This window comes from Leifsonia sp. 563, from assembly GCF_040545055.1.
GTDB lineage: Bacteria > Actinomycetota > Actinomycetes > Actinomycetales > Microbacteriaceae > Leifsonia.
The window spans coordinates 1,078,001-1,100,132 of sequence record NZ_JBEPLE010000001.1 but is presented as its reverse complement, the minus strand read 5'-3'; the positions used below and the strand labels follow the sequence as shown (position 1 = coordinate 1,100,132).

Annotated in this window: 23 protein-coding genes; 12 read left to right on the top strand and 11 right to left on the bottom strand. The window is 69.3% G+C overall.

The features are described 5' to 3' along the window. Window positions 1–221 precede the first annotated feature (221 nt). Window positions 222–4,832, top strand: coding sequence for a DUF7927 domain-containing protein (locus tag ABIC47_RS05330; RefSeq protein WP_354478020.1), 4,611 nt, complete (start codon window positions 222–224; stop codon window positions 4,830–4,832). 255 nt (window positions 4,833–5,087) lie between these two features. Further along, window positions 5,088–5,351, top strand: coding sequence for a hypothetical protein (locus ABIC47_RS05325; protein ID WP_354478017.1), 264 nt, complete (start codon window positions 5,088–5,090; stop codon window positions 5,349–5,351). Between the two features lie 40 nt (window positions 5,352–5,391). Here ABIC47_RS05325 and ABIC47_RS05320 read toward each other — a convergent pair whose 3' ends face one another. Both ABIC47_RS05320 and ABIC47_RS05315 read right to left on the bottom strand, forming a co-directional pair. Next, window positions 5,392–6,216 (bottom strand): alpha/beta hydrolase, encoded by an 825-nt coding sequence (locus tag ABIC47_RS05320; RefSeq protein ID WP_354478014.1) that lies wholly within the window; start codon window positions 6,214–6,216, stop codon window positions 5,392–5,394. A gap of 2 nt (window positions 6,217–6,218) precedes the next feature. Beyond that, on the bottom strand, window positions 6,219–6,908 hold the full coding sequence (locus ABIC47_RS05315) for a GntR family transcriptional regulator (RefSeq protein ID WP_354478011.1): 690 nt from the start codon (window positions 6,906–6,908) through the stop codon (window positions 6,219–6,221). Window positions 6,909–6,964: 56 nt separating this feature from the next. Here ABIC47_RS05315 and ABIC47_RS05310 point away from each other — a divergent pair, with 56 nt between their 5' ends. Then, entirely contained in the window at window positions 6,965–7,495 is a 531-nt protein-coding gene (locus ABIC47_RS05310) for a YbhB/YbcL family Raf kinase inhibitor-like protein (RefSeq protein WP_354478008.1), read from the top strand. Between the two features lie 10 nt (window positions 7,496–7,505). Further along, window positions 7,506–8,360, top strand: a complete 855-nt coding sequence (locus ABIC47_RS05305) for a fumarylacetoacetate hydrolase family protein (RefSeq protein WP_354478006.1) — start codon at window positions 7,506–7,508, stop codon at window positions 8,358–8,360. A gap of 15 nt (window positions 8,361–8,375) precedes the next feature. On the opposite strand, the gene ABIC47_RS05300 is transcribed toward ABIC47_RS05305, so the two are convergent. After that, window positions 8,376–8,936 (bottom strand): TetR/AcrR family transcriptional regulator, encoded by a 561-nt coding sequence (locus tag ABIC47_RS05300; RefSeq protein ID WP_354478003.1) that lies wholly within the window; start codon window positions 8,934–8,936, stop codon window positions 8,376–8,378. Window positions 8,937–8,992: 56 nt separating this feature from the next. On the opposite strand from ABIC47_RS05300, the gene ABIC47_RS05295 reads away from it, so the two are divergent. Beyond that, on the top strand, window positions 8,993–10,552 hold the full coding sequence (locus ABIC47_RS05295) for an MFS transporter (protein ID WP_354478001.1): 1,560 nt from the start codon (window positions 8,993–8,995) through the stop codon (window positions 10,550–10,552). 18 nt (window positions 10,553–10,570) lie between these two features. Here ABIC47_RS05295 and ABIC47_RS05290 read toward each other — a convergent pair whose 3' ends face one another. The 3 genes from ABIC47_RS05290 to ABIC47_RS05280 form a co-directional block, all read right to left on the bottom strand. After that, on the bottom strand, window positions 10,571–10,903 hold the full coding sequence (locus ABIC47_RS05290; RefSeq protein WP_354477998.1) for a hypothetical protein: 333 nt from the start codon (window positions 10,901–10,903) through the stop codon (window positions 10,571–10,573). A gap of 133 nt (window positions 10,904–11,036) precedes the next feature. Next, window positions 11,037–11,312 carry a hypothetical protein gene (locus ABIC47_RS05285; RefSeq protein ID WP_089878831.1) on the bottom strand — a complete coding sequence of 92 codons (276 nt, stop codon included), beginning with the start codon at window positions 11,310–11,312 and terminating at the stop codon, window positions 11,037–11,039. After that, complete coding sequence (locus tag ABIC47_RS05280; protein WP_089878828.1) at window positions 11,309–11,791, bottom strand: DUF2269 family protein; 483 nt, start codon at window positions 11,789–11,791, stop codon at window positions 11,309–11,311. Before ABIC47_RS05280 ends, ABIC47_RS05285 begins: the two co-directional genes overlap by 4 nt. A 224-nt stretch (window positions 11,792–12,015) precedes the next feature. Here ABIC47_RS05280 and ABIC47_RS05275 point away from each other — a divergent pair, with 224 nt between their 5' ends. Next, window positions 12,016–13,011 carry a GlxA family transcriptional regulator gene (locus ABIC47_RS05275; RefSeq protein ID WP_354477995.1) on the top strand — a complete coding sequence of 332 codons (996 nt, stop codon included), beginning with the start codon at window positions 12,016–12,018 and terminating at the stop codon, window positions 13,009–13,011. A gap of 167 nt (window positions 13,012–13,178) precedes the next feature. After that, window positions 13,179–13,940, top strand: coding sequence for a 23S ribosomal RNA methyltransferase Erm (gene erm / locus ABIC47_RS05270; protein WP_354477992.1), 762 nt, complete (start codon window positions 13,179–13,181; stop codon window positions 13,938–13,940). A gap of 11 nt (window positions 13,941–13,951) precedes the next feature. On the opposite strand, the gene ABIC47_RS05265 is transcribed toward erm, so the two are convergent. Beyond that, on the bottom strand, window positions 13,952–15,211 hold the full coding sequence (locus ABIC47_RS05265; RefSeq protein WP_354477989.1) for an MFS transporter: 1,260 nt from the start codon (window positions 15,209–15,211) through the stop codon (window positions 13,952–13,954). Then, window positions 15,208–15,735, bottom strand: a complete 528-nt coding sequence (locus ABIC47_RS05260) for a helix-turn-helix domain-containing protein (protein ID WP_354477986.1) — start codon at window positions 15,733–15,735, stop codon at window positions 15,208–15,210. Before ABIC47_RS05260 ends, ABIC47_RS05265 begins: the two co-directional genes overlap by 4 nt. A gap of 120 nt (window positions 15,736–15,855) precedes the next feature. Between ABIC47_RS05260 and ABIC47_RS05255 the strand changes: the two genes are divergently transcribed. From ABIC47_RS05255 to ABIC47_RS05240, 4 genes are read left to right on the top strand one after another with little or no spacing between them, the layout of a single operon-like run. Next, entirely contained in the window at window positions 15,856–16,872 is a 1,017-nt protein-coding gene (locus ABIC47_RS05255) for a biotin/lipoyl-binding protein (protein WP_354477983.1), read from the top strand. Continuing rightward, the gene (locus ABIC47_RS05250; protein WP_354477980.1) at window positions 16,872–17,570 is read left to right on the top strand and encodes an ABC transporter ATP-binding protein; all 699 of its coding nucleotides are present in this window, start codon (window positions 16,872–16,874) and stop codon (window positions 17,568–17,570) included. Before ABIC47_RS05255 ends, ABIC47_RS05250 begins: the two co-directional genes overlap by 1 nt. Beyond that, entirely contained in the window at window positions 17,567–18,796 is a 1,230-nt protein-coding gene (locus tag ABIC47_RS05245) for an ABC transporter permease (RefSeq protein WP_354477977.1), read from the top strand. Before ABIC47_RS05250 ends, ABIC47_RS05245 begins: the two co-directional genes overlap by 4 nt. A gap of 43 nt (window positions 18,797–18,839) precedes the next feature. Next, window positions 18,840–19,574 (top strand): Type 1 glutamine amidotransferase-like domain-containing protein, encoded by a 735-nt coding sequence (locus ABIC47_RS05240; RefSeq protein WP_354477974.1) that lies wholly within the window; start codon window positions 18,840–18,842, stop codon window positions 19,572–19,574. A 27-nt stretch (window positions 19,575–19,601) separates the two neighbouring features. Here the strand turns inward: ABIC47_RS05240 and ABIC47_RS05235 are convergent, their stop codons facing one another. After that, window positions 19,602–20,189, bottom strand: a complete 588-nt coding sequence (locus ABIC47_RS05235) for a TetR/AcrR family transcriptional regulator (protein ID WP_020076381.1) — start codon at window positions 20,187–20,189, stop codon at window positions 19,602–19,604. Between the two features lie 91 nt (window positions 20,190–20,280). Here ABIC47_RS05235 and ABIC47_RS05230 point away from each other — a divergent pair, with 91 nt between their 5' ends. Next, on the top strand, window positions 20,281–20,724 hold the full coding sequence (locus tag ABIC47_RS05230; RefSeq protein WP_354477971.1) for a DUF6069 family protein: 444 nt from the start codon (window positions 20,281–20,283) through the stop codon (window positions 20,722–20,724). Window positions 20,725–20,744: 20 nt separating this feature from the next. On the opposite strand, the gene ABIC47_RS05225 is transcribed toward ABIC47_RS05230, so the two are convergent. Next, window positions 20,745–21,263 (bottom strand): DUF6611 family protein, encoded by a 519-nt coding sequence (locus tag ABIC47_RS05225; RefSeq protein WP_354477969.1) that lies wholly within the window; start codon window positions 21,261–21,263, stop codon window positions 20,745–20,747. 99 nt (window positions 21,264–21,362) lie between these two features. Then, on the bottom strand, window positions 21,363–21,923 hold the full coding sequence (locus ABIC47_RS05220) for a hypothetical protein (protein WP_354477966.1): 561 nt from the start codon (window positions 21,921–21,923) through the stop codon (window positions 21,363–21,365). Window positions 21,924–22,132 lie beyond the last annotated feature (209 nt).

Genomic DNA, 22,132 nt, shown 5'->3' with positions numbered 1-22,132 from the left:
TCTCCAACGGTGTCAGCCAATCGCGGTCATGTCCAGTGGCCCATTGCGATCGGCTGACGTCCACGGCCCCGGCCGGGGTGAAAAAGCATGGGCCCGGGTGAAAGACCGGCTGCTGGCCCACCTATAAGAGTTTCAAACGACAAACTCAGCTTTCGAGAGTCCCACGCGGGCCCCGCCGAGGGGTTCCGCGCGTTCTGGGCTCGAAGCTTGGGGAGGATCCTGTGTCAGCACGCCAGAGAGGCTTGACGTCCACGAAGTGGGGTGGCCTGCGACGCGCAGTCGCGGGTATCGCCCTGGCCGCCCTCGCCACGGGCGGATTGTCCGCCGTCGCCCTCGGAGCTGCAGCGCCCGCGGACGCGGCGGCGTCGCCGTCGCAGCAGTGGCTGACCGCCGTCAGCGGCTCGGCAGCCAACGGCGGCACGCTCACAGGAACCTTCGGCACCACGGGTGTGACGGCCACGGTCACAGCGAGCGGAGATGGGACTCCGGCTCGCCCGTTCACCAATGGGACGATCGACCGTGCCAACGGACTGATCTCGCCCGACGCTCCCACGGGTGCCCCGACGATCACGCAGGGTGTGGTGTCGGGGCAGAGCCTGAACACGCAGGTGCGGTTCAGCAAGCCTGTCATCGCACCGCGGATGCACTTCATGAACGTCGATGGAAGTCTGGTCCGGATCAACAACGCTATCGCGGGCGACGGAATCACGGCCACCCGGGCGGCCGGGAACTCGGTGTTCACCGTCGACAGCACCAACCTGATCAACAGCCCGGCACGCCGCGCCGACAACTCTTTCTGTCAGCAGCCCGACGGATCCAACCCGACCGGCGCTTGTGGAACGGTTGCCATCAGCAATACGAGCGGTCTGGTCAGCGCGTTCAACTTCGCGAACAGTGACCAGAACCTCGGCGGCGACTCGTGGCAGTGGGACCTGTCCTTCCCGAGCGCGCCGCTGACCAAGCAGTTCACTCCTGGGGCGATCAACCCGGGCGGGACCAGCCAGCTGACCTTCACCATTGCGAACCCGGCGAACGAAGGGCAGTCCGCCCTGAGCCCGCTCGGCTTCACGGACACCCTGCCCGCCGGCGTGACCCTGAAGGACGGCACCGTCACCAACAATGGCCAGTGCGGCACCCCGACGACGTCCGGCATCACCGCCGGAAGCAACACAGTGACGGCCGGAGCCATTTCGGTTGCCGTCGGCGCCACCTGCACCATCACCGTGAACGTGACCGCGACGACGCAGGGCACCTACACGAACGACAACTCCAACCTCACGACGACGGTGGCGAACCTCGTCCCGAACGCGAACACCTCGCTGACGGTCACCACGGCACAGATCCCGACGGTGGGTTGCACCACTGATCCGGCGATCTTCAACACCGGCTACAACCAGGCCACAGACGGCCAGCTCGCCAACGGTGCCGCGGACCCGCGGTGGACCGTGGCTGGCGGCTACACGGGTCTGAACTACGTCAACACGACCACATTCCCGGCCGGCCCGTCCGCTGCGGCGCTGCCGCCGGCAGGCGCGACCTACGCCCCGGCGCAGGCCGGTAAGGTCAACAACCTGTGGTCGAACTCTCAGTCCGGGAAGTCGCAATGGATCTCGGCACAGTATGTCGACCCCGCGAACGGACAAAACCAGGCTGACGGCTACGGCGATTGGTACTACCGGTACCAGTTCAACCTGGACCCGGCGGTCGACCCGGCGACGTTCCAGCTGGATATGTCGTGGTTGTCGGACAACACCGTCGCCGGCGTCTGGGTGAACAACGTCGCGCAGCAGGGCGCCAACCTGCCTCAGGATCCGAACAACGCCTGGGGTGGTGGCGGCTTCAACTCCGGCAACGCCGCGAAGACCTCGATGGCCGGCGACTGGAAGACGGGCCTGAACACGATCCTCGTGCAGGTCAAGAGCTACTACACCGCCGAAGGCTTCGACGCAGAGGTCACCTCGACCGCCTTGTGCCCGACGCCCACGCTGACCGTCACCAAGCAGGTGCAGAACGCCACCTCGGGCGATAACTCCGCACCTCTGCAGGTGGGCGACACCGTCAACTACACGGTGACCGCGACGAACACGAGCAAGGTTCCGTTCACGACGGCGAACCCGGCGACGATCACCGACGACATGTCCGATGTGATCGACGACGCCGACCTGGTCGCGTCGTCGCTGAAGGCGACGGTGGACGGCGCAGCCGTCACCGTCCCGACGTTCGCCTCGCCGACGCTCTCCTGGTCCGGCCCGCTCGACGCGGGCAAGACCGTGACGATCACGTACACGGTCACCTACACCGGTGAGGGCAACAGTGTCCTGAACAACAACGCATGCGTCCCCGACGGCACCCAGACCGCCGGCACGCTTCCCTGCGCACCGACGACACTTCCCGCGCCGAAGATCGACGACTGGAAGACCGTCTCGGCCTCGGCGAACCCGCTCGTCGCCGGCTCCACTCTCACGTACACGCTGCACTTCGAGAACACAGGGACCACCTCCGGCCCGGTGAACAAGATGGACAACCTGTCCGACGTGACCGACGACGCCACCGTGACGACGGAGCCCGCGACGGCCAGCGGGACGCTCACCGGCACCCGCACCGGCGACATCATCGCCGTCACCGGCACCCTGGCCGCCGGCGCGACCTCCACCATCACGTATACCGTGACGGTGAAGCCTGACGGCCAGCGCGGCAACAACGTGGCGGCGAATTACCTCGTGAACCAGAACGAGCTGCCGCCCACGACGTGCCAGCCGGTCGACCCGCAGCGCCCGGACTGCACCGTGACGAACATGCCCGACCTCGCGGTGTCGAAGAGTGTCGACCCGGCGTCCGGAACAGCGGTGAAGGCCGGCGACGTGCTGACCTACACGCTCACGTTCGACAACACCAAGGGAACTGACACGGCGCCGGTCACCGGCTGGAGCGACGACCTGTCGAAGATCCTCGACGACGCAGACGTGACCACGCAGCCGACGAGCTCGATCGCTTCCCTGCAGGCCGGCGCGATCAGCAACGGTTCGTTCCCGGTCACGGGGACGGTTCCGGCCGGCGAAGTCGGCACCATCACCTACACGGTGACGGTGAAGCCGAACGGGCAGCGCGGTGACAACGACCTGGGCAATGCACTCAGCAACGGCGGCCCGTGCGCTCCGGGGCTGTGCACGGAGAACCCCGTGCGGTCGTTCTCGATCACCAAGACCGCCTCGACGCCGGTCGTCCACCCGGGCGACACCGTCACCTACACGGTCACCCTCGCGAACACCGGCAAGGCGGACTACACCGCCGATGAGCCGGCAACGATCACCGACGACCTGTCGAAGGTTCTCGACGACGCCACCTACGTGCCTGGCTCGGCGACCAACGGCGCGACGGTGTCCGGTCTGACCCTGACCTGGTCGGGTCCGCTCCCGGTCGGCGGGACGCAGGTCATCACCTACCAGGTGACGGAGGGTCCGGTCGGCACGGGTGACGGGACGCTGGCCAACACGGTCAGCGGACCGCCGGACTCCACCTGCATCACGTGCGAGACCGTGACCCCGCTGCAGGCGTTCCGCGTGACGAAGACCGCCGACGCGACCGAGGTCGTGCCTGGCCAGAAGATCACGTACACGATCACGGTGAGCAACACCGGTACCGCCGCGTACACCGCGGCGAACCCGGCGAGCTTCACCGACGACCTGTCCAAGGTGCTCGACGACGCGACCTACAACAACGACGCCACGAGCGGGGCCACCTACGCGGCACCGACGCTCTCCTGGTCGGGCGCTCTCGCGGTCGGACAGACGGTGTCGGTGATCTACTCGGTCACGGTCGACGACCCGGACACCGGGGACAAGACCCTCGACAACGCCGTGGTGACGCCGCCGGACGGCGGCTGCCCGACGGCGACCACGGACAACCCGGATTGCCGCTCGGTCATCCCGTCCGGTTCGTTCACGGTCACGAAGGCTGCGGACAAGGAGACGGTGAAGCCGGGTGACACGGTCACCTACACGGTGACGGTGAAGAACACCGGGAAGGTCGCTTACACCGCGGGCTCGCCCGCCGCCTTCCGCGACGACCTGACCAACGTGCTGGACGACGCGAAGTACAACGGCGACGCTACGCAGGGCGCAAAGGTCGAGGGCGCGACCCTCACCTGGAGCGGGCCTCTGGATGTCGGGCAGACGCTGACCGTGACCTACTCGGTGACGGTGAACAAGCCGGACACCGGCAACCTCACCCTGGTCAACGCGGTCGTCCCGACGGTGCCGGGCGGAACGTGCGACCCGCAGGACTCCTGCATCACGCACACCCCGCTGCGCGCGTTCACGGTTGCCAAGACCGTGAGCACGACGGCCGCGGTCAAGCCGGGCGCGAAGGTCTCCTACACGGTCACCGTGAAGAACACCGGCGCGGTCGCGTTCACGACCGAGAAGCCGGCCTCTTTCACCGACGACATGTCCGACGTGCTGGATGACGCCACTTACAACAACGACGCCACCCACGGCGCCGTGCTGCAGGGGACGACGCTCAGTTGGTCCGGGGCGCTCGACCTGGGCCAGACGATCGCTGTGACGTACTCGGTCACCGTGAAGCAGGCCGGTGCGGGCAACGGACGCCTGGTGAACACGGTCGACCCGCCGGTCGACGGGTCGTGCGACCCGGCGGGCGCCTGCGACACCAGCACGCCGCTGGTCCCGCCCGCCGCGGGCACGGGTCTCGCCTTCACCGGCAGCGACATCGTCGCCCCGGGCGTCATCGCGCTGCTGCTGCTCGCCCTCGGCGGCGCAGTGATGATCGTCCGTCGCCGCCGCCGGAACGGTGAGACGCAAGACAACGCGTAACCAGATCAGGGTCCGGCCGGGCGTCGTCGTCACATACGACGAACCGGTCGGGCCCTGACCCGCCGCCACGCTGCCCCCACGCGATCGACGCGCCGACATGCAGCCGACGAAGGGGATGAGGTCATTTTCCGCTCGAACATCGTGCTCGCGGCGGTGAAGACGCCGCAGGAGTACCAGGCTCTCCGCGTGCTGCTCCTGGCCGCAAAGGAAGCCGAGACGGAAGCGACCGGCCCAGACCGACGAGAAGTTTTCCGGATGACCCGCTCACTGCTCGCCGCGGCGCGGACGATCGGATTCACGTTGCGCGATCTGGCCGAATTGACAGGGGTGTCGCAGGGCTCCCTCCGCAGCCGGAGCAACGTGCTCACGCCCATCCCACGAGCCAGGTTCCTCGCCCTCGTCCCCGACGACGCCACAACGATCTCGGCGGGAGTCGATGCGCCCGCATACCCGGGGGAGGATCCGGTGGAGCTCCTCACCTGGTATCTCGGCTCTGCTTCTTGCCGCGACAGGCTGTGAGAGCGCCCTCCGCTTCAGGCGCCGGCTGGTGAAGGAGCTCTCAGCTCGTGAGGGCTCGAACGAATACGTCGAGCGTGTGCTCGGCTGCGCGGTCGGCGGGCGAGATGTTGAGGTGACCATGCGTGGTCCCGGGCTCGTGCGTCGAGAACACGGTGACACCGCTGGTGGCGAGCAGAGCGGCGTACGCCTCCCCCGATGCGCGCAGGGTGTCGGCATCGGAGTTCACGATGACGTGCGGGGGAAGGCCTGTCGGGTCGCCGTTGGCCGGGAAGGCGTACGGGTCTCCGAGGGCCTCAGCGCTCCCGGCATAATTGCGGGTCAGCCGGCCGTCGGACTCGTCATCGAACGCCGTGTGTTCGGGCGGGAGGGCGGCCACCGCGGCGGCGAGATCCGGCCGTATCTCGGGAAGACGGGGGTGCAGCATCGGGTATGCGAGCAGCACGAGAGCCGGCTGAGGTGAACCGTCGTCGCGCAGACGGAGCGCAACGCCGGCGGCGAGATTCCCTCCGGCCGATGCGCCACCCAGCGAGAGCCGGGAGGGATCCACGCCCAGCGCGTGCGCGTTGGTCCGCGTCCACAGGAACGCGGCCATGACGTCGTCCAACGGCACCGGGAAATGCACGCCGCCGACGGCGAGCCGGTAGTCGACGCTGGCGACGACCACTCCGCGCGCAGCGATCCATCGAGCGACCCCGTCCGCCTCGGGCAGGTCCAGGTCGCCCTCGACCCAACCCCCGCCGTGCAGCCAGACCAAGCCCGGAGCGGCTCGGGCGCCTTCTGGGGCGTAGATGCGGACAGGGATGGACCCATGGGGACCATCGATGCGACGATCCTCGATCACGAGCCCCGCGTCCTGTTCGCGCATCCTCAACGGCCGCCGTCGCTGTGCGGGCTTGAACGCACCAGCTGCAGGTCGTCGAGCGTCCGCGTGATGTGCGCGCGCAGGGTCTTCACGGCCGCGTCGGCATCTCGGCGCACGGCGTGCTCGGCGAGCGCTGCGTGTTCGTCGGGGAAGTCCCGTCCGGGGTTCTTCGCCACCGACCACTGCCGGTACACCTCGCTCTCGAGCCAGAGCCGGTCCGTCGCTTCGAGGAGAACCGCGTTCCCCGAGCCCTCGAGGAGAGCGCGGTGGAATGCGGCGTGAGCGTCCCTCCACTCCTTCGAAACCCCGAGCCGGGTCGGGTCGGTGAGCGGCGTGCCCGAGAGCCGGTGGTGCGCCGCGACCACCCGGGACTCCCATTCCAGGCTCCCCGACCGTATCGCCAGCTCCAGCACGGCCGGCTCGAGGACGAGTCGCGCATTGACCACCTCGGTCCATCTCTCGCTGGTGTACTGCGGCACGAAGAATCCGCGGTTCGTCCGGCGTTCGATCAGACCTTCGCCGCTCAGGTGGGCGAGCGCCTCTCGTACCACTGTCAGGCTGACGCCCATCTCGGCGGCCAACGCCGCAGGCTTCAGGGCTGAGCCGGGCTCGTAGGCTCCCTCGAGCAGGCCGTCGCGGACGACTGCGTAGGCGGATGCGCTGGGCGATTGCGCGAGGGGGGATGCCTGATGCATACTGCCATCTTATCCCGCGGATAATCGATTATTCGCAATAAATCGATTGGATGACTATGAATCACCCCAGCCCCCTCGCGACCTTGCCCGACCTTCCCCGCTTCTCGGTCACGCTCGACGATGCACCCGACGGTGTTCTCGGTGCGGCTCACTTCTCCGGAATCTTCGGCATCCCGGGAGGCGAGGACCGTTCCCCGGCGATCGCGTGGGATGGAGCGCCGACGGAGACCCAGAGCTTCGCCGTGACGATCTTCGATGCCGACGCACCGACCGGCGCCGGGTTCTGGCATTGGGCGGTTTACGACATCCCGGCCGGCACGACGTCCCTCCCTGCAGGTGCAGGGACGCCGGGCTCGACGGGCCTTCCGGCCGGCGCCAAGCAGCTGCCCAACGATGCTCGGGCCCCGCGCTACGTGGGCGCCGCACCTCAGCCGGGCTCCGGTCCGCACCGATACTTCGCGATCGTTCACGCGTTGTCGGTGCCGACGCTGTCCATCCCCGTCGACGCCACACCGACGTTCCTCACCTTCGTGCTCGGGGATGTGGCCATCGGCCGCGGTGTCGCCGTGGCCGAGGCCGAGCTGTAGCGGGCGCGTCGTGCGATTCGGAAATCTCGCCGGCCGGCTCGTCCTCATCGTCGGCAACCGGGCCGTCGACGTCGAGCTCGCAAGCAGCGGTCGATTCGGCCCGCTTCCGCACGCGGTGTACGAGCAGTGGGGAGCCTTCGCGGAGTGGGCGGCGTCGTTCCGCGCCGAGCCTGACCAGCTCGTCGTCTTCGACAAGACCGCTCTGGGCTCGCCCTCTCCGACGCCTGCGCAGGTGTTCGCCGTCGGGCTGAACTATGCGGAACACGTCCGCGAAGCCGGCCTGCCGATGGCGACCGGTTTCCCACCCGTCTTCACGAAATTCCCGTCCTCCATCACGGGGCCCTACACGCAGGTGACCCTGCCGCAGGGTCACGTCGATGGGGAGGTCGAGCTGGCGCTGATCGTCGGCAGGCGCGCGCGGAACGTCTCCGTCGACGAGGGATGGGGTCATGTGGCCGCTGTCACAGTGGCGCAGGACATCTCAGAGCGCGTCGAGCAGTTCCGGGGGTCGCAGCCGCAGTACAGCCTGGCGAAATCGCACCCCGGATTCACCCCGCTCGGTCCTTGGGGCGTCACGCCGGACGAATTCGCCGATCCCGACGCGCTGGCACTCCGGTCGGTGCTCAATGGGGAGGTGATGCAGGACGGCAACACGCGAGACCTGGTGACGGGCGTCCCCGAACTGGTGTCCGGGCTCTCTCGCGTCGTCACCTTGCTGCCGGGCGACGTGATCCTCACCGGGACGCCGGACGGAGTGGGCATGAGCAGGAACCCGCCGCGTTACCTCCGGCCGGGGGATCTGCTGCTCAGCACGATCCAGGATGTGGGAGCGCTGGCGCAGACGTTCGTGTCCGCGGCCGACTGACAGAGGCTCAGCCGATCACCCGCGCTTCACGAGCGCTGCGTCGACGACGCCTTCGGCCAGGGTCCGCGCCTGCCGGAACGGCTCGCGGGAGCTGATGGCCGCGCTGCGTGCCGCCGCGCCGTCGTAAAGGAGGGCGAGTGTGGCGCCGACGGCTTCGGGGTCCGCGCATCCGGCCTGCTCGGCCAGGTCTCGCAGCCGGTCTGCGAACTCGAGCTTCCGCCGCCGCACCACCAGATGCACCGGCGAGTCGCGCTCGGGGAACTCCGCTGCCGCTCGGAGGAACGGGCACCCCGGGTACAGCTCGCCCGTCGAGGTGGAGTCGAAGACGGCGAGCATTCGCGCTACCGGGGAGTCCTCGTCGGTTGTGGAGGTGACGGGTGTCGCCATGAGGTACTCGGCCGTCAGCGCATCCTTGCTGGCGAAGTGGGCGTACAGCGTCCGCACCGTGACCCCGGCATTCTGCGCGATGTCCTCCATGCTGGTCGCTCGGATGCCCTGCTCGGCGAAGCGCTCAGTCGCCGTCCGGAGAAGGCGCTCGTGCAGCGCCGGCCCGCGCTGTCCCGTCGATCGCGTCATGCCGCAAGTATAACGAAGATTGTACTTAAAGCGTTCCGGGAGTTACGGTGTGCTCCATGAGCGTTCACGATCAGCGGTCCGCGGCACCGGCAGTGCGGAGCGATTACTCGCCGCGCGAGGTCCGGCTGGTACTCCTCGGGCTGATGGCAGCCATGTTCACCGTGCTCGTCAGCTCGAGCATCGTCGTGAACGCGCTCCCGACCATCGTTCCCTCCCTGCACGGCACGCAGACCGCATACACGTGGATGGTCACCGCAAGCCTGCTGGCGAACGCCGTCTCGACTCCGGTATGGGGAAAACTGTCCGACCTCCTCGACAAGAAGCTGCTCGTGCAGACCGCCATCGTCGTGTTCGTGCTGGGCACCGTCGCCGGAGCGCTCGCTCAGAACGTCGGCATCATGATCGCGGCGCGCGCCGTTCAGGGGGTCGCGGCGGGCGGTGTGCTCGCATTGCTGCAGAGCATTCTCGGTGTGATGGTTCCCGTACGGGAGCGTGGGCGGTACGCCGGGTATACCGGAGCCGTGCTGGCCCTGTCGACGTCGGTGGGGCCGCTCGCCGGCGGCCTCATCGTCGACAGCCCGCTGGGCTGGCGCTGGACGTTCTGGCTGTGCCTGCCGATCGCTGTGGCGGCGCTCGTCACGCTGCAGTTCACCTTGCGCATCGCGCCGTCGCAGAGGCGGGGCACGGTGGACTGGGCGGGCATAGCCCTGCTGGCGACCGGCGTGAGCCTTCTGCTGATCTGGGTCTCCTTCGTCGGCCGCCCCGGCTCTTTCGGGTGGTGGTCGTTCCTTAGTGCTCTGCTGGTCGCCGGCGCCGCGGCATCGCTCACCGCACTGATCGTGGTCGAGAAGCGGACCGCCTCGGCCATCTTGCCGACCTGGCTCATCCGTCGGCGCATCGTCGCGCTTGCCCTCGTCGCCTCCGTCCCCGTGGGGTTCGGCCTTTTCGGAGCGACCACGCTGTTCTCCGAGTACCTGCAAGTCGGCCGGGGCGAGGATGCGACAGCGGCAGGATTCGCACTCCTGCCGTTCATTTTCGGAACCCTGACCGGATCGCTCGTCACCGGTCGGCTGATCACCGCCTACGGACGATGGCGGCCGTATCTCATCGCCGGCGCCGCGGCGCTGACAGCAGGATTCGCGGGCATGAACATCACCGGAGCACACGCCCCCTTCTGGCAGTTCGCCACAGCGACAGCGCTAGCCGGCCTCGGAATCGGCATGCAGCAGCAGAACCTCGTCCTCGCGGTCCAGAACAGCGTCGATCCGGCAGACGTCGGCGTCGGCAGCGGCACCGTCGCTTTCATCCGCGCGCTCGGCGGAGCGATCGCCCTGGCGGTGTTCGGGTCCCTTCTCGCCGCCCAGTCCTCGGCGTCCATCGCGGCCGTGTTGAATGCTCACGATGCAGGCGGCTCAGCCGTCGAACTCGACCGTCTCGGCGGACTGCCTGAGCAGGTGCAGGCTGTCGTCCGGTCGGCGTACGCCGACAGCTTCGCCCTCCCGTTCTTCGTGGCGGCATGCCTTTCGCTTCTCGGGCTCGTCGCCGTGCTCGGGATGCGCCACAGCGCGCTCCGCAGCTCCATGGGAGCCCCTACCGCGAACGGCTTACCGGACTAGCCGGCGTAGCTCCCTCGGCTACGGGTTCAGCTGGTCGTCGATCGCCTTCTTGAAGGCGCCCAGTTCGATCGTGTTGCCCTCGTAGACCTTTCCCTGGTCGCTCCAGCTGAGCGCCAACGTGCCGACGGCGTCGTCACCCGTCACCTCGGCACCCTGGAAACGGATGTGATCGATGATGTCGTCGTGGGCCCCGCCGTTGTGCTCGTCGTCGAGGAAGTAGATCCGGTTCGGCGTCAGAACGAGCCGACCGGCATGCCGGCCATCCTCATCCAATCGATCGGCTGCCACTTCCGCGATCGGCTCCTCGCCTCTCGGAAGCCTGTCCGGGTGGCCCTTTCCATGTTCAACCATGACGGCACCATAGACCCGGGACGATGGCGATGGTGAGGGCCTCTGCGAACACGGGGATGTGCGGGACCCTTCGCATCCAGCTCCCCGACGACCAGGAGGGGTGCTCGCTCCCGGGCAGATCCTATGGGGAGCCTCAGTCGCCTCCGGATGCGGTGATCGCCCCCGGAGAGGCGGTCCGGGAGGCGAGGAGGCCTCCGACCCCCGGGATCAGCGAGAACAGCCAGACCCGGCGGCGCCCCTTCGACAGCAGGACGGCCGTGATGACGGTGCCGGTGTAGGCGAGACCATGCACCGGGCCGAGGACCCGCGAGAGTTCCGGCAGGTGAATGGTGACGAGGTTCGCCAGCAGCACCACGAGGGTGGCCAGCTCGATCGTGCCGACGATCTGCAGGATGCGCCGGGGACTCACAGCCCGACTCCCGTCGTGGATCCGGGCCGGTAGATCATCAAGACGACCACGATCAGCCAGAGCAGGTTGAACACTCCGGTCAGCATCCCGAGCCGGCGGGCGGTGCTGCTCGGCGCCGCGGAGTCGTGGTCCTGCGGCGAGTCGACGGCGCGGACGACGCGGATCTGGGCGGGAAGAATGAACGCGATCAGCAGGGCCGCCGCGAGAGCGGTGAGGATCATCGAGATGATCAGCCAGGTGTCTCCGAGCACCCCGATACTCGCCGCTGTCGCCAGGCCGAACACCGGTACGAGCACTCCGATCACCGCATAGACGCGGGTGATCCGGTGCAAGAGGTTCACCACGGAGACACTCTTCGTGTCGCCGGGCGACGCGAGGGCGACGCGGGCGTACCGCGGGAACATGCTCGCGGCGATGGCGACCGGGCCGACCGTGAGGATGGCGGCGAGCACGTGGACGGACAGGAGGAACGCGCTCATGCACCCGTCCGTTCGCCGTTGACGGGCGCGCACGGTAGGCGCCCCACGTCGAGCGGGTCGAATCCGTCGAACGGCACGAACGGGGCACGGGGCTGGGGCATGGCGGGTTTCCTCTCGTGAAGCTCTCCTTCGATCCTGTTCGGATATCCGGGGCGTTCACCATGGCCATTTAGCCAACTCTTGCCTGAATCTCGCCAATCGCTCGTCCTCGGTATAGTTCGGGTATGTACAGCGTTGTCGTCCTCGCTTTGCCGGACACGATCGCATTCGATCTGGCCACCCCGATCGAGACCTTCGGTCGTGCGCGGTTGCCGGACGGGAGGCCGGGATACCGGGTCGTCGTCGCCGGTCTCGGGCAGTCCGTGCAGGCCGGACCTCTGCGCGTGCAGCTCGACGAGGGGTTGGACGTGCTCGAACGCGCCGACCTCGTCGTGGTCCCCGGCAGGAACGATCCCTCTCGACCATCGCCGCCGGAGATCCTGACGGCTCTCCGCTCGGCCGCGCGACAGGGGACCAGGATCGCGTCGATCTGTGTCGGCGCGTTCACCCTTGCCGAGGCCGGCCTGCTCGACGGCAAGGATGCGACGACGCATTGGATCGCCGCGGACGAGTTCGCGTCCCGGTTTCCCGCCGTCCGGCTCAACCCGGACGTGCTCTACACGGACAACGGAGACATTCTGACCTCCGCCGGCGCCGCATCCGGTCTTGACCTCTGCCTGCACATCATCCAGCGCGACTACGGGATGGCGGTCGCCGCGGACGCCGCCCGCCTGGCGGTGGCCCCGCTGCACCGCCCCGGAGGGCAGGCGCAGTACATCGTCCGCAACCGTCCGACGGCCGGAGCATCGGCCCTCCGCGACATCCTGACCTGGATCGAGGCGAACGCCCACCGCGAGCTCTCGCTCGCGGACCTTGCGGCCGAGGCCGGCGTGAGCGCGCGCACGCTCACCCGGCGGTTCACAGACGAGACCGGCCAGAGTCCCATGCAGTGGGTCTCCGGTGTTCGTCTGCGGCACGCTCAGGAACTGCTGGAGACCACGGACTACACCGTCGATCGGATCGCCGCCCAGACGGGCTTCCCGAGCACCAGCAACTTCCGGGCACAGTTCGCGCACGCCCTCGGCATCACCCCCGGCGCCTACCGGAAGGTCTTCCGCCCCCAGCCGGCCGCCACTCCTGCTACCGTCGAGGCGTGGGAACGATTTCCAGCGCACTCGTGACGGGGCGCTTCTTCTTCATCCGCGACCGCCGCGCCTGACGGCGCGCTCGCTCCTGCTCGCATAAGCGCGCCGTCCTTCCGAGACGTCAACCGCACCTCGGACGGGCGCTTCCGCGTACCCACGCCGCCCTCCACAGGTGCTCCACCCTCACTTCCTGGAGCACGCTCATGCCTCGTTCACTGCATGGCGGCCGACACGAACTCGGCCAGAACTTCCTCACACACACCCCCTCGATCGCGACCATCGTCTCCCTCGTAGGAGCGACCAGAGGCCCCATCCTCGAACTCGGTGCCGGCGACGGCGCCCTGACGCGACCGCTCGCGGCGACCGGTCGACCGCTGACGGCGATCGACATCGACGAACATCGTGTGCGCCGGCTCGCGCGGACCCTCCCGAATGTCCGGGTGGTTCACGCGGACGCCCTGCATCACGCGCTGGACACTCCGGTCATCGTGGGCAACATCCCGTTTCACCTCACCACACCGATCCTCCGTCGTCTCCTCGGGCACCCGACGTGGATGCGGGCGGTGCTGGTGACTCAATGGGAGGTCGCGAGGAAGCGAGCCGGGGTCGGAGGGCACACGATGATGACCGCGCAAAGCGCGCCCTGGTTCGCCTTCGAGCTGCACGGGAGGATCCCCAGCTGGGGATTCACGCCTCGCCCGAGCGTCGATGGCGGCATACTCACCATCGCGCGCCGCGGATCGCCGCTGGTGCCGCACGCCGATCGTCGCCCCTACGAGACGTTCGTTCGCGGAGTGTTCTGCGGCAGAGGAGGCACGCTGGAACGCGTCATTCAGGTCGCGGCCCGGGTCAGCCCGGCGACCGCTCACCGCGCCCTCTCCCGCTCCGCCGTGCCGAAGACCGCCCTGCCGCGCGACCTCACCGCCGAGCAGTGGGCGGCCCTCTGGCTCACGCTCCGGGAGTAGCGGCCGTGCCATCACTCGCGGACAGAGGGAGGGCCCGTGGTCAGGCCGCGTACGCTGCGCGTCGACACGGCCGCAATCGACGCGAGCAGGGCCACGAGCGCGCATCCCAGGAGCGTCTGGACGGTGCCGAAGGACTGCGTGAGCGGCCCGACCAGGGTCTCGCCGAGGGGAACGGCGACGAACGACCCGACCATGTCGTACGAATAGACCCGCGAGAGCGCATCTCGCGGGACGTTGGTCTGGAGCGATTGGTCCCAGGCGATGGAGAAGAGCTCCATCGCGATCCCGCCGAGCCCGAACGCGATCAGGAGGACCGGGAGGGACGGCAGCAGTCCGAGCGCCGCGAGCGGAAGGGCGGTGACGGCCATGAGTCCGACGCCGATGCCGAGCGCATGGCGCGGGCGCCAGCGCAACGCGACGATCGCTCCCACCGCGAGGCCGACGGCCTGCGCCGCGACGACGAGACCCCATCCGGCGCGGCCGAACGATGCGTCGGCGACGACGGGTCCGACCACCGTCGACCCGCCGACGTAGGCGGCGTTCAGGACGGTGAACTGCGCGACGACGATCCAGATCCAGCGGCGGCCGGAGAATTCCCGCCAGCCCTCGCGGAGATCGGAGAGGACCGATCCGCCAAACGCGGGCCGCGGTGTCTGGTGAGGAAGCCGCATTCGCGCGTAACACAGGGCCGCCAGAGCGAAGGATGCCGCGTCGACGGCGAGCCCCGCGCCCGGACCGATCAGCGCGACCACTCCCGCTCCGACCGATGCGCCGAGAATGGTCCCGCCGTTCAGCCCCAGCCGAAGCAGCGCGTTCGCCGGGCGGAGAACATCCGCGGGGACGGTCTCGGGCACCATCGCGGCCGCGGCGGGCAGACTCACGGCGCTGACGGCACCGTTGAGGATGCTCAGGGCGATGAGCGACCAGATCGCCGCCGTCCCGGTCAGGACGAGGGCGGCGACGACGCCTTGGGTGAGCGCGGCGCCCACGGAGGTGCCGACCAGCACCAGCCGGCGGGGAAGCCGGTCGGCGATGACGCCGCCAAAGAGGAGCACCGCGACGTTGGCGATGGACCGGGCGCCGACCACCAGTCCCAGGTCGACGGGGGAGCCGGTGAGGTCCAGCACGGCGAACGCCAGTGCGATCGGGGCGACGGCATTGCCGACGACGCCGATGGTGCGGGCGGCCAGCAGCCAGCGGAACGGTGCATGGTGCAGCGGGCTCGGCTTCTTCGTCGCGGGAGCCGTCGACGCGGCGACCTGGCCGGTCACGGACGCCTCAGCGGGAAGAGCGCGACGGTCATCGACACGGGTACCGTTCCCGGGGTGCGCGGGCGCTGTGCCGCGGCGTGGATGAGCGCCGACGCCTCTCCGACCCGGCGCACGACGCGACGCCAGACCTCGGGGTCCACCCACAGCTCAGCGTCGGTGGAGACCGACGGCCCGGCCGCGCGCTGCCGCGCACGGCGGTGCAGCTCCTCGGTGAGGGCGTCGTAGTACACGGCCTGCTCCTCCCGCAGCGCCGCGGAGGTCGGTTGCGCGGGAGGGAGGAGGAACGGCTCGGCCGACGCTTCGTGCCGGTAGCGCTTCGCCTCCCCGCCCCGCAGGCGCACGACCTCGACGACGCGCACCAGCCCCGCACGCTCCAGTACCCGAAGGTGATAGCTCGCCGTCGCCTGCGAGTACCCCAGCTCGCGCCCCGCCTCCGCGGCGCTCATGGCGGCGCCGGTCAGCAATGACAGCAGCCGCAGACGGATGGGATGGGCGGTCGCGCGAAGCTCCTCGAGAGTTGACATTCCGCCATGGTCGCGCGCGGCGAGCCGACCGTCAAATGTGTCTTTGGGGGTTGCAAGGCGGAGTGCGAGTCAGCCCAGAGGATGATGAGATCGATTTGGCGCCTCGGCCAGACTGAGGGGATGAGTGTGTCGTCTCCTGGCGTGATGCGCCGCTGGGTGTTCCCCGTCCTTCGCCTCGTCGTCTTCGCCGCGATCGCGGCGGCACTTGTCAAGCTCGCGTTCTTCAGCGGTGCCACCGCCGGAGCCGACGGGGTCAGGCCGACGGGAGTCGTCTCTGAGCCGACGACGACCGTCGCGAGCGGGTCGATCCGCAACGACCTCACGGTGGACGCGACCGTGTTCGCCGATGCGGCGGCGCCGGTGCGGGCCACCGCGGCGGGCGAGGTGACGAAGGTCGCCGTGGCGCCGGGCGCCGCGGTCGACGCCGGCACACCGGTGGCGGTCGTCAAGCAGCAGCTCGCCACGCCCGCGGCGGACGGCAGTCCGCGGTACGGCACGGTGACGATCACGGCCGGCGCCGCGGGGACGGTGTCCGCGGTCGCTGTGCTCGTCGGTCAGCAGGTCGCCGTTGGCGATGTGCTCGCCCAGGTGGCTCCGCCCACGTTCAACGTGACCGGGTCGATCGCCGCCGTGCAGCAGTACCGTCTGCTGACAAAGCCGACGGAGGCGAAGGTGACCATCGCGGGCGGCCCGGCGCCGTTCACGTGCACAGGCCTCAGCGTCAGCGCACCGCTGGCCGGCGCGAGCGCCGGGTCCGACGGATCGGCGCAGGCCCCGGCTCCCTCCGCAGGTTCGCCGTCCGGAGCGGGATCGACCGGGGGTCCGACCGTGCGGTGTGCGGTGCCCGCCGATGTGACGGTCTTCGCCGGCCTGGCGGCGAAGCTGACCATCAGTGCTGGCTCGGCCGACGGCGCGCTCCTCGTCCCTGCGACGGCCGTCGAGGGAGCCGGTGCGGCGGGGACGGTGTACCGGCCGGCCGCCGATGGAGGTACTCCGACGGCCGTGAAGGTGCAGTTGGGGATCTTCGACGGTCGGCAGGTGCAGATCGTCTCCGGGCTGAAGAAGGGCGACGAGATCCTGCAGTTCGTCCCGTCCAAGGTCGACGAGCAGGCGGCGGCGAACGGCATCAGCGGCTGATGGCGATCCTGGTGCTCGACGGGGTCACCCGCGTGGTGGAGATCCCGGATGCCGAGCCTCTGCACATCCTGCGCGGGGTCGACCTCGTCGTCGACGCCGGCGAACACGTGTCGATCGTCGGCCGGAGCGGGTCCGGCAAGTCGACGCTGCTCAACATCCTGGGCCTCCTCGACGAGCCGACGGCGGGCAGCATCCGGTTCGATGATGTTCCGGTGCAGCGGATGTCGGCGGCGGACCGGGACAAGCGCAGGGGCCGGGAGGTGGGGTTCATCTTCCAGCAGTTCAATCTCCTCCCCGGTCGCACGGCGGCCGAGAACGTCGCGACCCCTCTGCTGTACGCCGAACCGCACCGGTTCTGGCGTCGCCGACGCCTGGCGCTCGAGATGCTCGACAGGGTCGGCTTGGCCGACCGGGCCGACTGGCTGCCGAGCAGGCTCTCGGGCGGCGAGCAGCAGCGCGTCGCGATCGCTCGGGCACTCGTCCGCGAGCCGCGTGTGATCCTGGCCGATGAGCCGACGGGAGCTCTGGATGTGGAGACGGGTCAGGCGGTGATGGGGCTGCTCGACGGCGTGGCCCGCGACAGTAGGGCCGCCCTCGTGACCATCACACACGATCCGCACATCGCCGCACTGGCCGACCGCCGCCACCGGCTCGACGGCGGCGTCCTGCATCCCGACGAGGTCGAGGTCATCCGGTGAGAGCGCTGACGTCGGTTTACAGCGTCCTCGTCGAGGCGTGGTCGGAGTTCCGGGTCTACCGGGCGAGGGTGCTGATGGCGATCGTGGGCGTCGCGGTCGCGATCATGGCACTCACCTCCATCGCGGCCATTTCGGCGGTCGCTCAGCAGGGGGTGGTCGAGGGGCTCGAACGCGGTCAGGGGCGGCCGGCGATGATGAACATCAGCTTGCCGTACTCCGAGGACGGCCGACCGCTCACCACGGATGAGGAGTTCGGCCACCTGATGACCGACACGCTCGCGCGGTACCAGGTGAGCTACTCGACGCGCCAGGGATATGCGCAGCCGGTCGTGCGCGGGCTGCCGCCGGACGCCAACCTCAGCGGCCAGCTGGTCGACCCGGACTACGCGGTGATGTTCCGCACCCGGATGGTCGCTGGGAGCTGGTTCTCCGCACGCGATGCCGACCGGCTCGTGCCGGCGGTGGTCATCAACGAGGGCCTGTGGCGTCTGCTCGGCTCACCCGACGTGGCCTCGCACCCGATGCTCCATCTGATCAGCCCGACCTCGGTCGACGCGGTCGTCGTCGGGGTGGCCGCGGGCGGGGACGAGCACCTGGCCCAGTTGTGGATGCTCTACGACGCCTATCGGGCGCTCCAGCCTCCCGGCGCGGCTGAGGGAGACGCGGGCTCGACGCAGTACTTCGCCTGGGTGCCGCCTGAGGTGGCTGGTCCGCTGTCGGAACGTCTCTCCGCCGACCTCTCGCGCGCCGTCGGGAACGGTGCGACGGTGAGCGTGAACCGACAGGACTACCAAGCTGCTGACGGCCCTGACCCGCTGCTCTTCCTGAAGATCGTCGGCGGTGCCGGCGCGGGTCTCATCCTGCTGCTCGGCGCCCTGGGGCTCCTGAACATCTCGATGGTGACCGTCCGAGCGCGCATCAGGGAGATCGGGATCCGGCGCAGCTTCGGCGCGACGGCGGGACGCGTGTTCGCGGGGGTCATGATGGAGAGCGTCGTCGCGACCGCCGTCGCCGGAGTCATCGGGGTGATGTTCGCGATCCTCGCGCTCGAGAACCCGGTCGTCATCGGCTTCCTGCACCGCCAGGGTCTGCAGGATGTTCCGGCGTTCCCCCTCTCCGCAGCGGTGTTCGGGATGCTGATCGCCGTCGGCGTCGGTGCACTCGCCGGGCTGTTGCCCTCGATCGTCGCCGTCCGGGTGCGGCCGATCGACGCCATCCGGTATTGACGGGTCTCGTCTCTCGCGGCGCGAGACCCCGTACAGTTGCGGGATGAGCGTCCACCTGCTGGGCGGCGGTGCACTGGAACCGTCGGATGCGCCGCTGTACGCGCCCTTCCTCGCTGAAGCCGCTGCGCGAGCCCGCGATGTCGGACGCACGGTGCCTCGGGTCGCGATCGTGTCGATCCATCCCGGCGGTCCGGAGCGGGCCGAGGTGCTGTGCCGGGTGCTCGCGGCGGCCGGCGAGGTCGACGTGCATGTGACGAGCTCGTACGGCGGCGAGGAGCTGTCGCCGACCGCGATCGCGGAGGTCGACGGCATCCTGGTCGGCGGCGGCATCGTCGAAGCCGTGCGGGAGGGACTCGTAGCGCTGTTCGCGGAGCTCCGCCGCCAGGTCGCGGCCGGCGTGCCCTACCTCGGCGTCTCGGCCGGCGCGATGGTGGCCGCCGAGCGAGCGCTCGGCGGCGGTTCCCGCATCCGCGGTCGGCTGGTCTGCCCGGAGGACCCGTCCGAGCCCGGGATCGAGCTCGAGGTGGCGCCGGGCATCGGACTCGTCGACGGCTCGGTCGACCCGCACGTGGCACAGCGCGGCACGCTCTCGAGACTGATCGCCGCCGTGGAGTCCGGGCTCATCGATGGTGCCCTCGGCGTCGACGAGCGCACCGTATTGATCGTCGGCGATGGAGGCTTTCGGGTCGTGGGCAGCGGCAGCGTGTGGAGGGTGCGGTCGGTCAGCAGCGGCGCGGCTGTGTCGATGATCGACGCCACGACTGCCGACGTCCGCTGACGCCTCGTCCCCGTCTGCCCGCGTCGCTCACGGGCGCAGCAGTGCCGGCAGGAGGACGTGGTCCACGAGCTCGGTGACAGCCTCCCGATCCAGGTACTGCTTCCGGAGGACGACGCTTCCGAAAGCCGCGGTCGGCACGATGCCCGCGATCAGCCCGACGGGAACGTCCTTCTGGACCGTGCCCTCCGCCATCCAGCGCTCGATGACGGCGGTCAGCGCCAGAACGGGCGGCTGACCGACCTCCCGGTACGCCGCCTCGTACAGCACCGGATCGCCGCCGATCGCGCTCAGCAGGCTGGCGAGCACCCGGCCCGAGCGCTCGTCGGACCCGGCGAAGTGCAGGGCCGCTGCGAGCAGATCACCGCGCAGCGAACCCGTGTCGGGCGGGGCTGATCGGGGCTGGGATGCCCGGACGGCGGCCACGATGAGGTCCGCCTTGGTCTCCCATCGGCGGTAGATGGCGGACTTTCCGCAGTGCGCCCGCTCCGCGACCGCCGCGATCGTCGTGCCGCCGTAGCCGATCTCGATGAGCAGATCCTGCGTCGCCGAGAGGATGCGGGACTCCAGTTCGAGATCGCGCGGCCGGCCCACCGGGTTCGCAGAGGCATCGGACATAGGAGGCCATTGTACCTTTCGGGAATTGGCGGTACCGTAATCCTATTACAGTACCACTCGGAACCGTAACTCCATCACAACGGAGGTGCTCATGACTACGCAAACCCTCACCCCGGTCGCGTCCGCATCCAAAGCCCGCGCGGCGATCATCCTCATCGTGGCGACACTGATCGCGATCGGCCTGAACGCCGTCATCGCCTCCCTCGCTCACGCGTTGGGCGTCTCGTCCGCCTACGGCCCGCTCACCGTTCCCGCCTACGCCTCGATGACGGTGCTCGGAGTCGCTGCAGGCTGGGTGGGATGGGTCCTCATCCGTCGCCGCGCCCGCAACCCGCGGCGTGCACTGTCGATCGTCGTCCCGATCGTCGTCGTCGCGTCCTTCCTGCCGGACGTCCTGCTGGCGACGCTGCGCTTCGTTCCGGGAACGACGTCGGGAGCGGTTCTGGCGCTCGCCCTCATGCACCTCGTGGTCGCAGGGGTCGCCATCCCCGCGTACGTCCTGGCGTCCCGCGGCGCTCCGGCTCGCCGGTCGTAATCCCCTCGGATGCGAAGGAGTCAGCGGCGCTGGAGCATCCGAGAGGTGTGGACGGGGAGAGCGTCGAACACGTCGGACCACTCGGCCTCATAGCTGACGGGATCGACCTCTCCATGCCTCCGCTTCGCCTCCAGCGTCATCAACCGTTCGGCGCTGACACGGAGAAGCGCGACCTCGCCGTGTTCGTACAGTTCGCCGTGGACGTACTCCGAGGTGACGGTCACGGCGCGGGATCGGGAGCGCAGGTCGCGAGCCAGGCGGGAGAGGATCAGGAAACCTCCGGCGTAGAGGGCGAGCGCGGCAGCGAGGCTCAGCGCGGCGTTCTCACTGCCGAGGAAGACGAGGGCGAACAGGCACAGGATGCCACCACCCACAGGCCAGACATGGGCGAGATGGAGGATGCGCCGCTCGGCGTGCGTGATCCCCGGAGGGTAGACCGTCAACCGCACCTGCTGCCAGATCCCCCGGCTGGCCGGGGAGACATCGAGGGTTCCCCAGGGTGCTCGACCCTCGAGGAGACGCCGGACGAACTCGTTCATGAGTCCAGGATGCGCCGGAGCGACGCGAGCGGATCCGGTCCTTGCGATCTCCATACGGCCGCGACCGCGAACCTAACGGGATGCTGACGGTCGGACTGGTCATCGACCGCACATCGCGGAGCTCCAGGCCGGGGAGCCCTCGACGGTCGTGACGAGGTGGCGCCGAGCGGGGTCGACCTCGCGGAGCAGTGCGGCCCCACGGCAGGGAACGACGACGAGATCGCCGACCCGGACATCCGACACCACCTCCTCGAGCGCAGGGGAGGGCGTGCTCGTCCCTGCGTCGTGGATGCGGGCACGCCGATGGCAGGCGGTGGAGGTGCGTCCGATCATCCTCAGCTCGCCGACGAGTGCCGAACCCGGGAGCCCGGCGTCGATCCACACGTCGAGCGATCCGTCCGCAGCCGTCGCCACCTCGAGCACGCGTGACACGACCACCGAGGCGAGTTCGTCGGACGAGGGCATCCCGCCCGTGCCCGGAACCACGGCGGCGGCGGTGTGGACGCACGGCGTCCCGCACCACTCGGCCAGCCGGCTCAAGGAGACGCCGGCCACCGTGACATCGCTGAGGGTCGTGATCGTGAACTCCGGCCAGAGGTCCCGGCCGATCGGGTCGGGGACGGAACCACGGAGGCTGGGGAGGATGTGCGTGAGTGTCATAGTCGACGGTTCTACGCCGCTCCGGACCGGCCCGCAGCACTCCTAACGGAATCTCCACGCCGACCGCCGGAGGGAAAGCGTTAGGACTCCGGCGCGCGCCGTATGGATCGCGTTAGGACCGCCGCTCTGCGCTCCCCGCCGCACTTACATAGGTCCGGGGTTCTGGCGTGCCGCCAGTCCTCACCGCTCGGCCGGACATCGGCGAGGCG

What these genes read in the sequence shown, in the direction of transcription:
- ABIC47_RS05325 (WP_354478017.1), top strand. Translation starts at nt 5,088, where the DNA reads ATGACCCGCTCACTGCTCGCCGCGGCGCGGACGATCGGATTCACGTTG.
- ABIC47_RS05320 (WP_354478014.1), bottom strand. Translation starts at nt 6,216, where the DNA reads ATGCGCGAACAGGACGCGGGGCTCGTGATCGAGGATCGTCGCATCGAT.
- ABIC47_RS05315 (WP_354478011.1), bottom strand. Translation starts at nt 6,908, where the DNA reads ATGCATCAGGCATCCCCCCTCGCGCAATCGCCCAGCGCATCCGCCTAC.
- ABIC47_RS05310 (WP_354478008.1), top strand. Translation starts at nt 6,965, where the DNA reads ATGAATCACCCCAGCCCCCTCGCGACCTTGCCCGACCTTCCCCGCTTC.
- ABIC47_RS05300 (WP_354478003.1), bottom strand. Translation starts at nt 8,936, where the DNA reads ATGACGCGATCGACGGGACAGCGCGGGCCGGCGCTGCACGAGCGCCTT.
- ABIC47_RS05295 (WP_354478001.1), top strand. Translation starts at nt 8,993, where the DNA reads ATGAGCGTTCACGATCAGCGGTCCGCGGCACCGGCAGTGCGGAGCGAT.
- ABIC47_RS05290 (WP_354477998.1), bottom strand. Translation starts at nt 10,903, where the DNA reads ATGGTTGAACATGGAAAGGGCCACCCGGACAGGCTTCCGAGAGGCGAG.
- ABIC47_RS05280 (WP_089878828.1), bottom strand. Translation starts at nt 11,791, where the DNA reads ATGAGCGCGTTCCTCCTGTCCGTCCACGTGCTCGCCGCCATCCTCACG.
- ABIC47_RS05275 (WP_354477995.1), top strand. Translation starts at nt 12,016, where the DNA reads ATGTACAGCGTTGTCGTCCTCGCTTTGCCGGACACGATCGCATTCGAT.
- erm (WP_354477992.1), top strand. Translation starts at nt 13,179, where the DNA reads ATGCCTCGTTCACTGCATGGCGGCCGACACGAACTCGGCCAGAACTTC.
- ABIC47_RS05260 (WP_354477986.1), bottom strand. Translation starts at nt 15,735, where the DNA reads ATGTCAACTCTCGAGGAGCTTCGCGCGACCGCCCATCCCATCCGTCTG.
- ABIC47_RS05255 (WP_354477983.1), top strand. Translation starts at nt 15,856, where the DNA reads ATGAGTGTGTCGTCTCCTGGCGTGATGCGCCGCTGGGTGTTCCCCGTC.
- ABIC47_RS05250 (WP_354477980.1), top strand. Translation starts at nt 16,872, where the DNA reads ATGGCGATCCTGGTGCTCGACGGGGTCACCCGCGTGGTGGAGATCCCG.
- ABIC47_RS05240 (WP_354477974.1), top strand. Translation starts at nt 18,840, where the DNA reads ATGAGCGTCCACCTGCTGGGCGGCGGTGCACTGGAACCGTCGGATGCG.
- ABIC47_RS05235 (WP_020076381.1), bottom strand. Translation starts at nt 20,189, where the DNA reads ATGTCCGATGCCTCTGCGAACCCGGTGGGCCGGCCGCGCGATCTCGAA.
- ABIC47_RS05230 (WP_354477971.1), top strand. Translation starts at nt 20,281, where the DNA reads ATGACTACGCAAACCCTCACCCCGGTCGCGTCCGCATCCAAAGCCCGC.
- ABIC47_RS05225 (WP_354477969.1), bottom strand. Translation starts at nt 21,263, where the DNA reads ATGAACGAGTTCGTCCGGCGTCTCCTCGAGGGTCGAGCACCCTGGGGA.
- ABIC47_RS05220 (WP_354477966.1), bottom strand. Translation starts at nt 21,923, where the DNA reads ATGACACTCACGCACATCCTCCCCAGCCTCCGTGGTTCCGTCCCCGAC.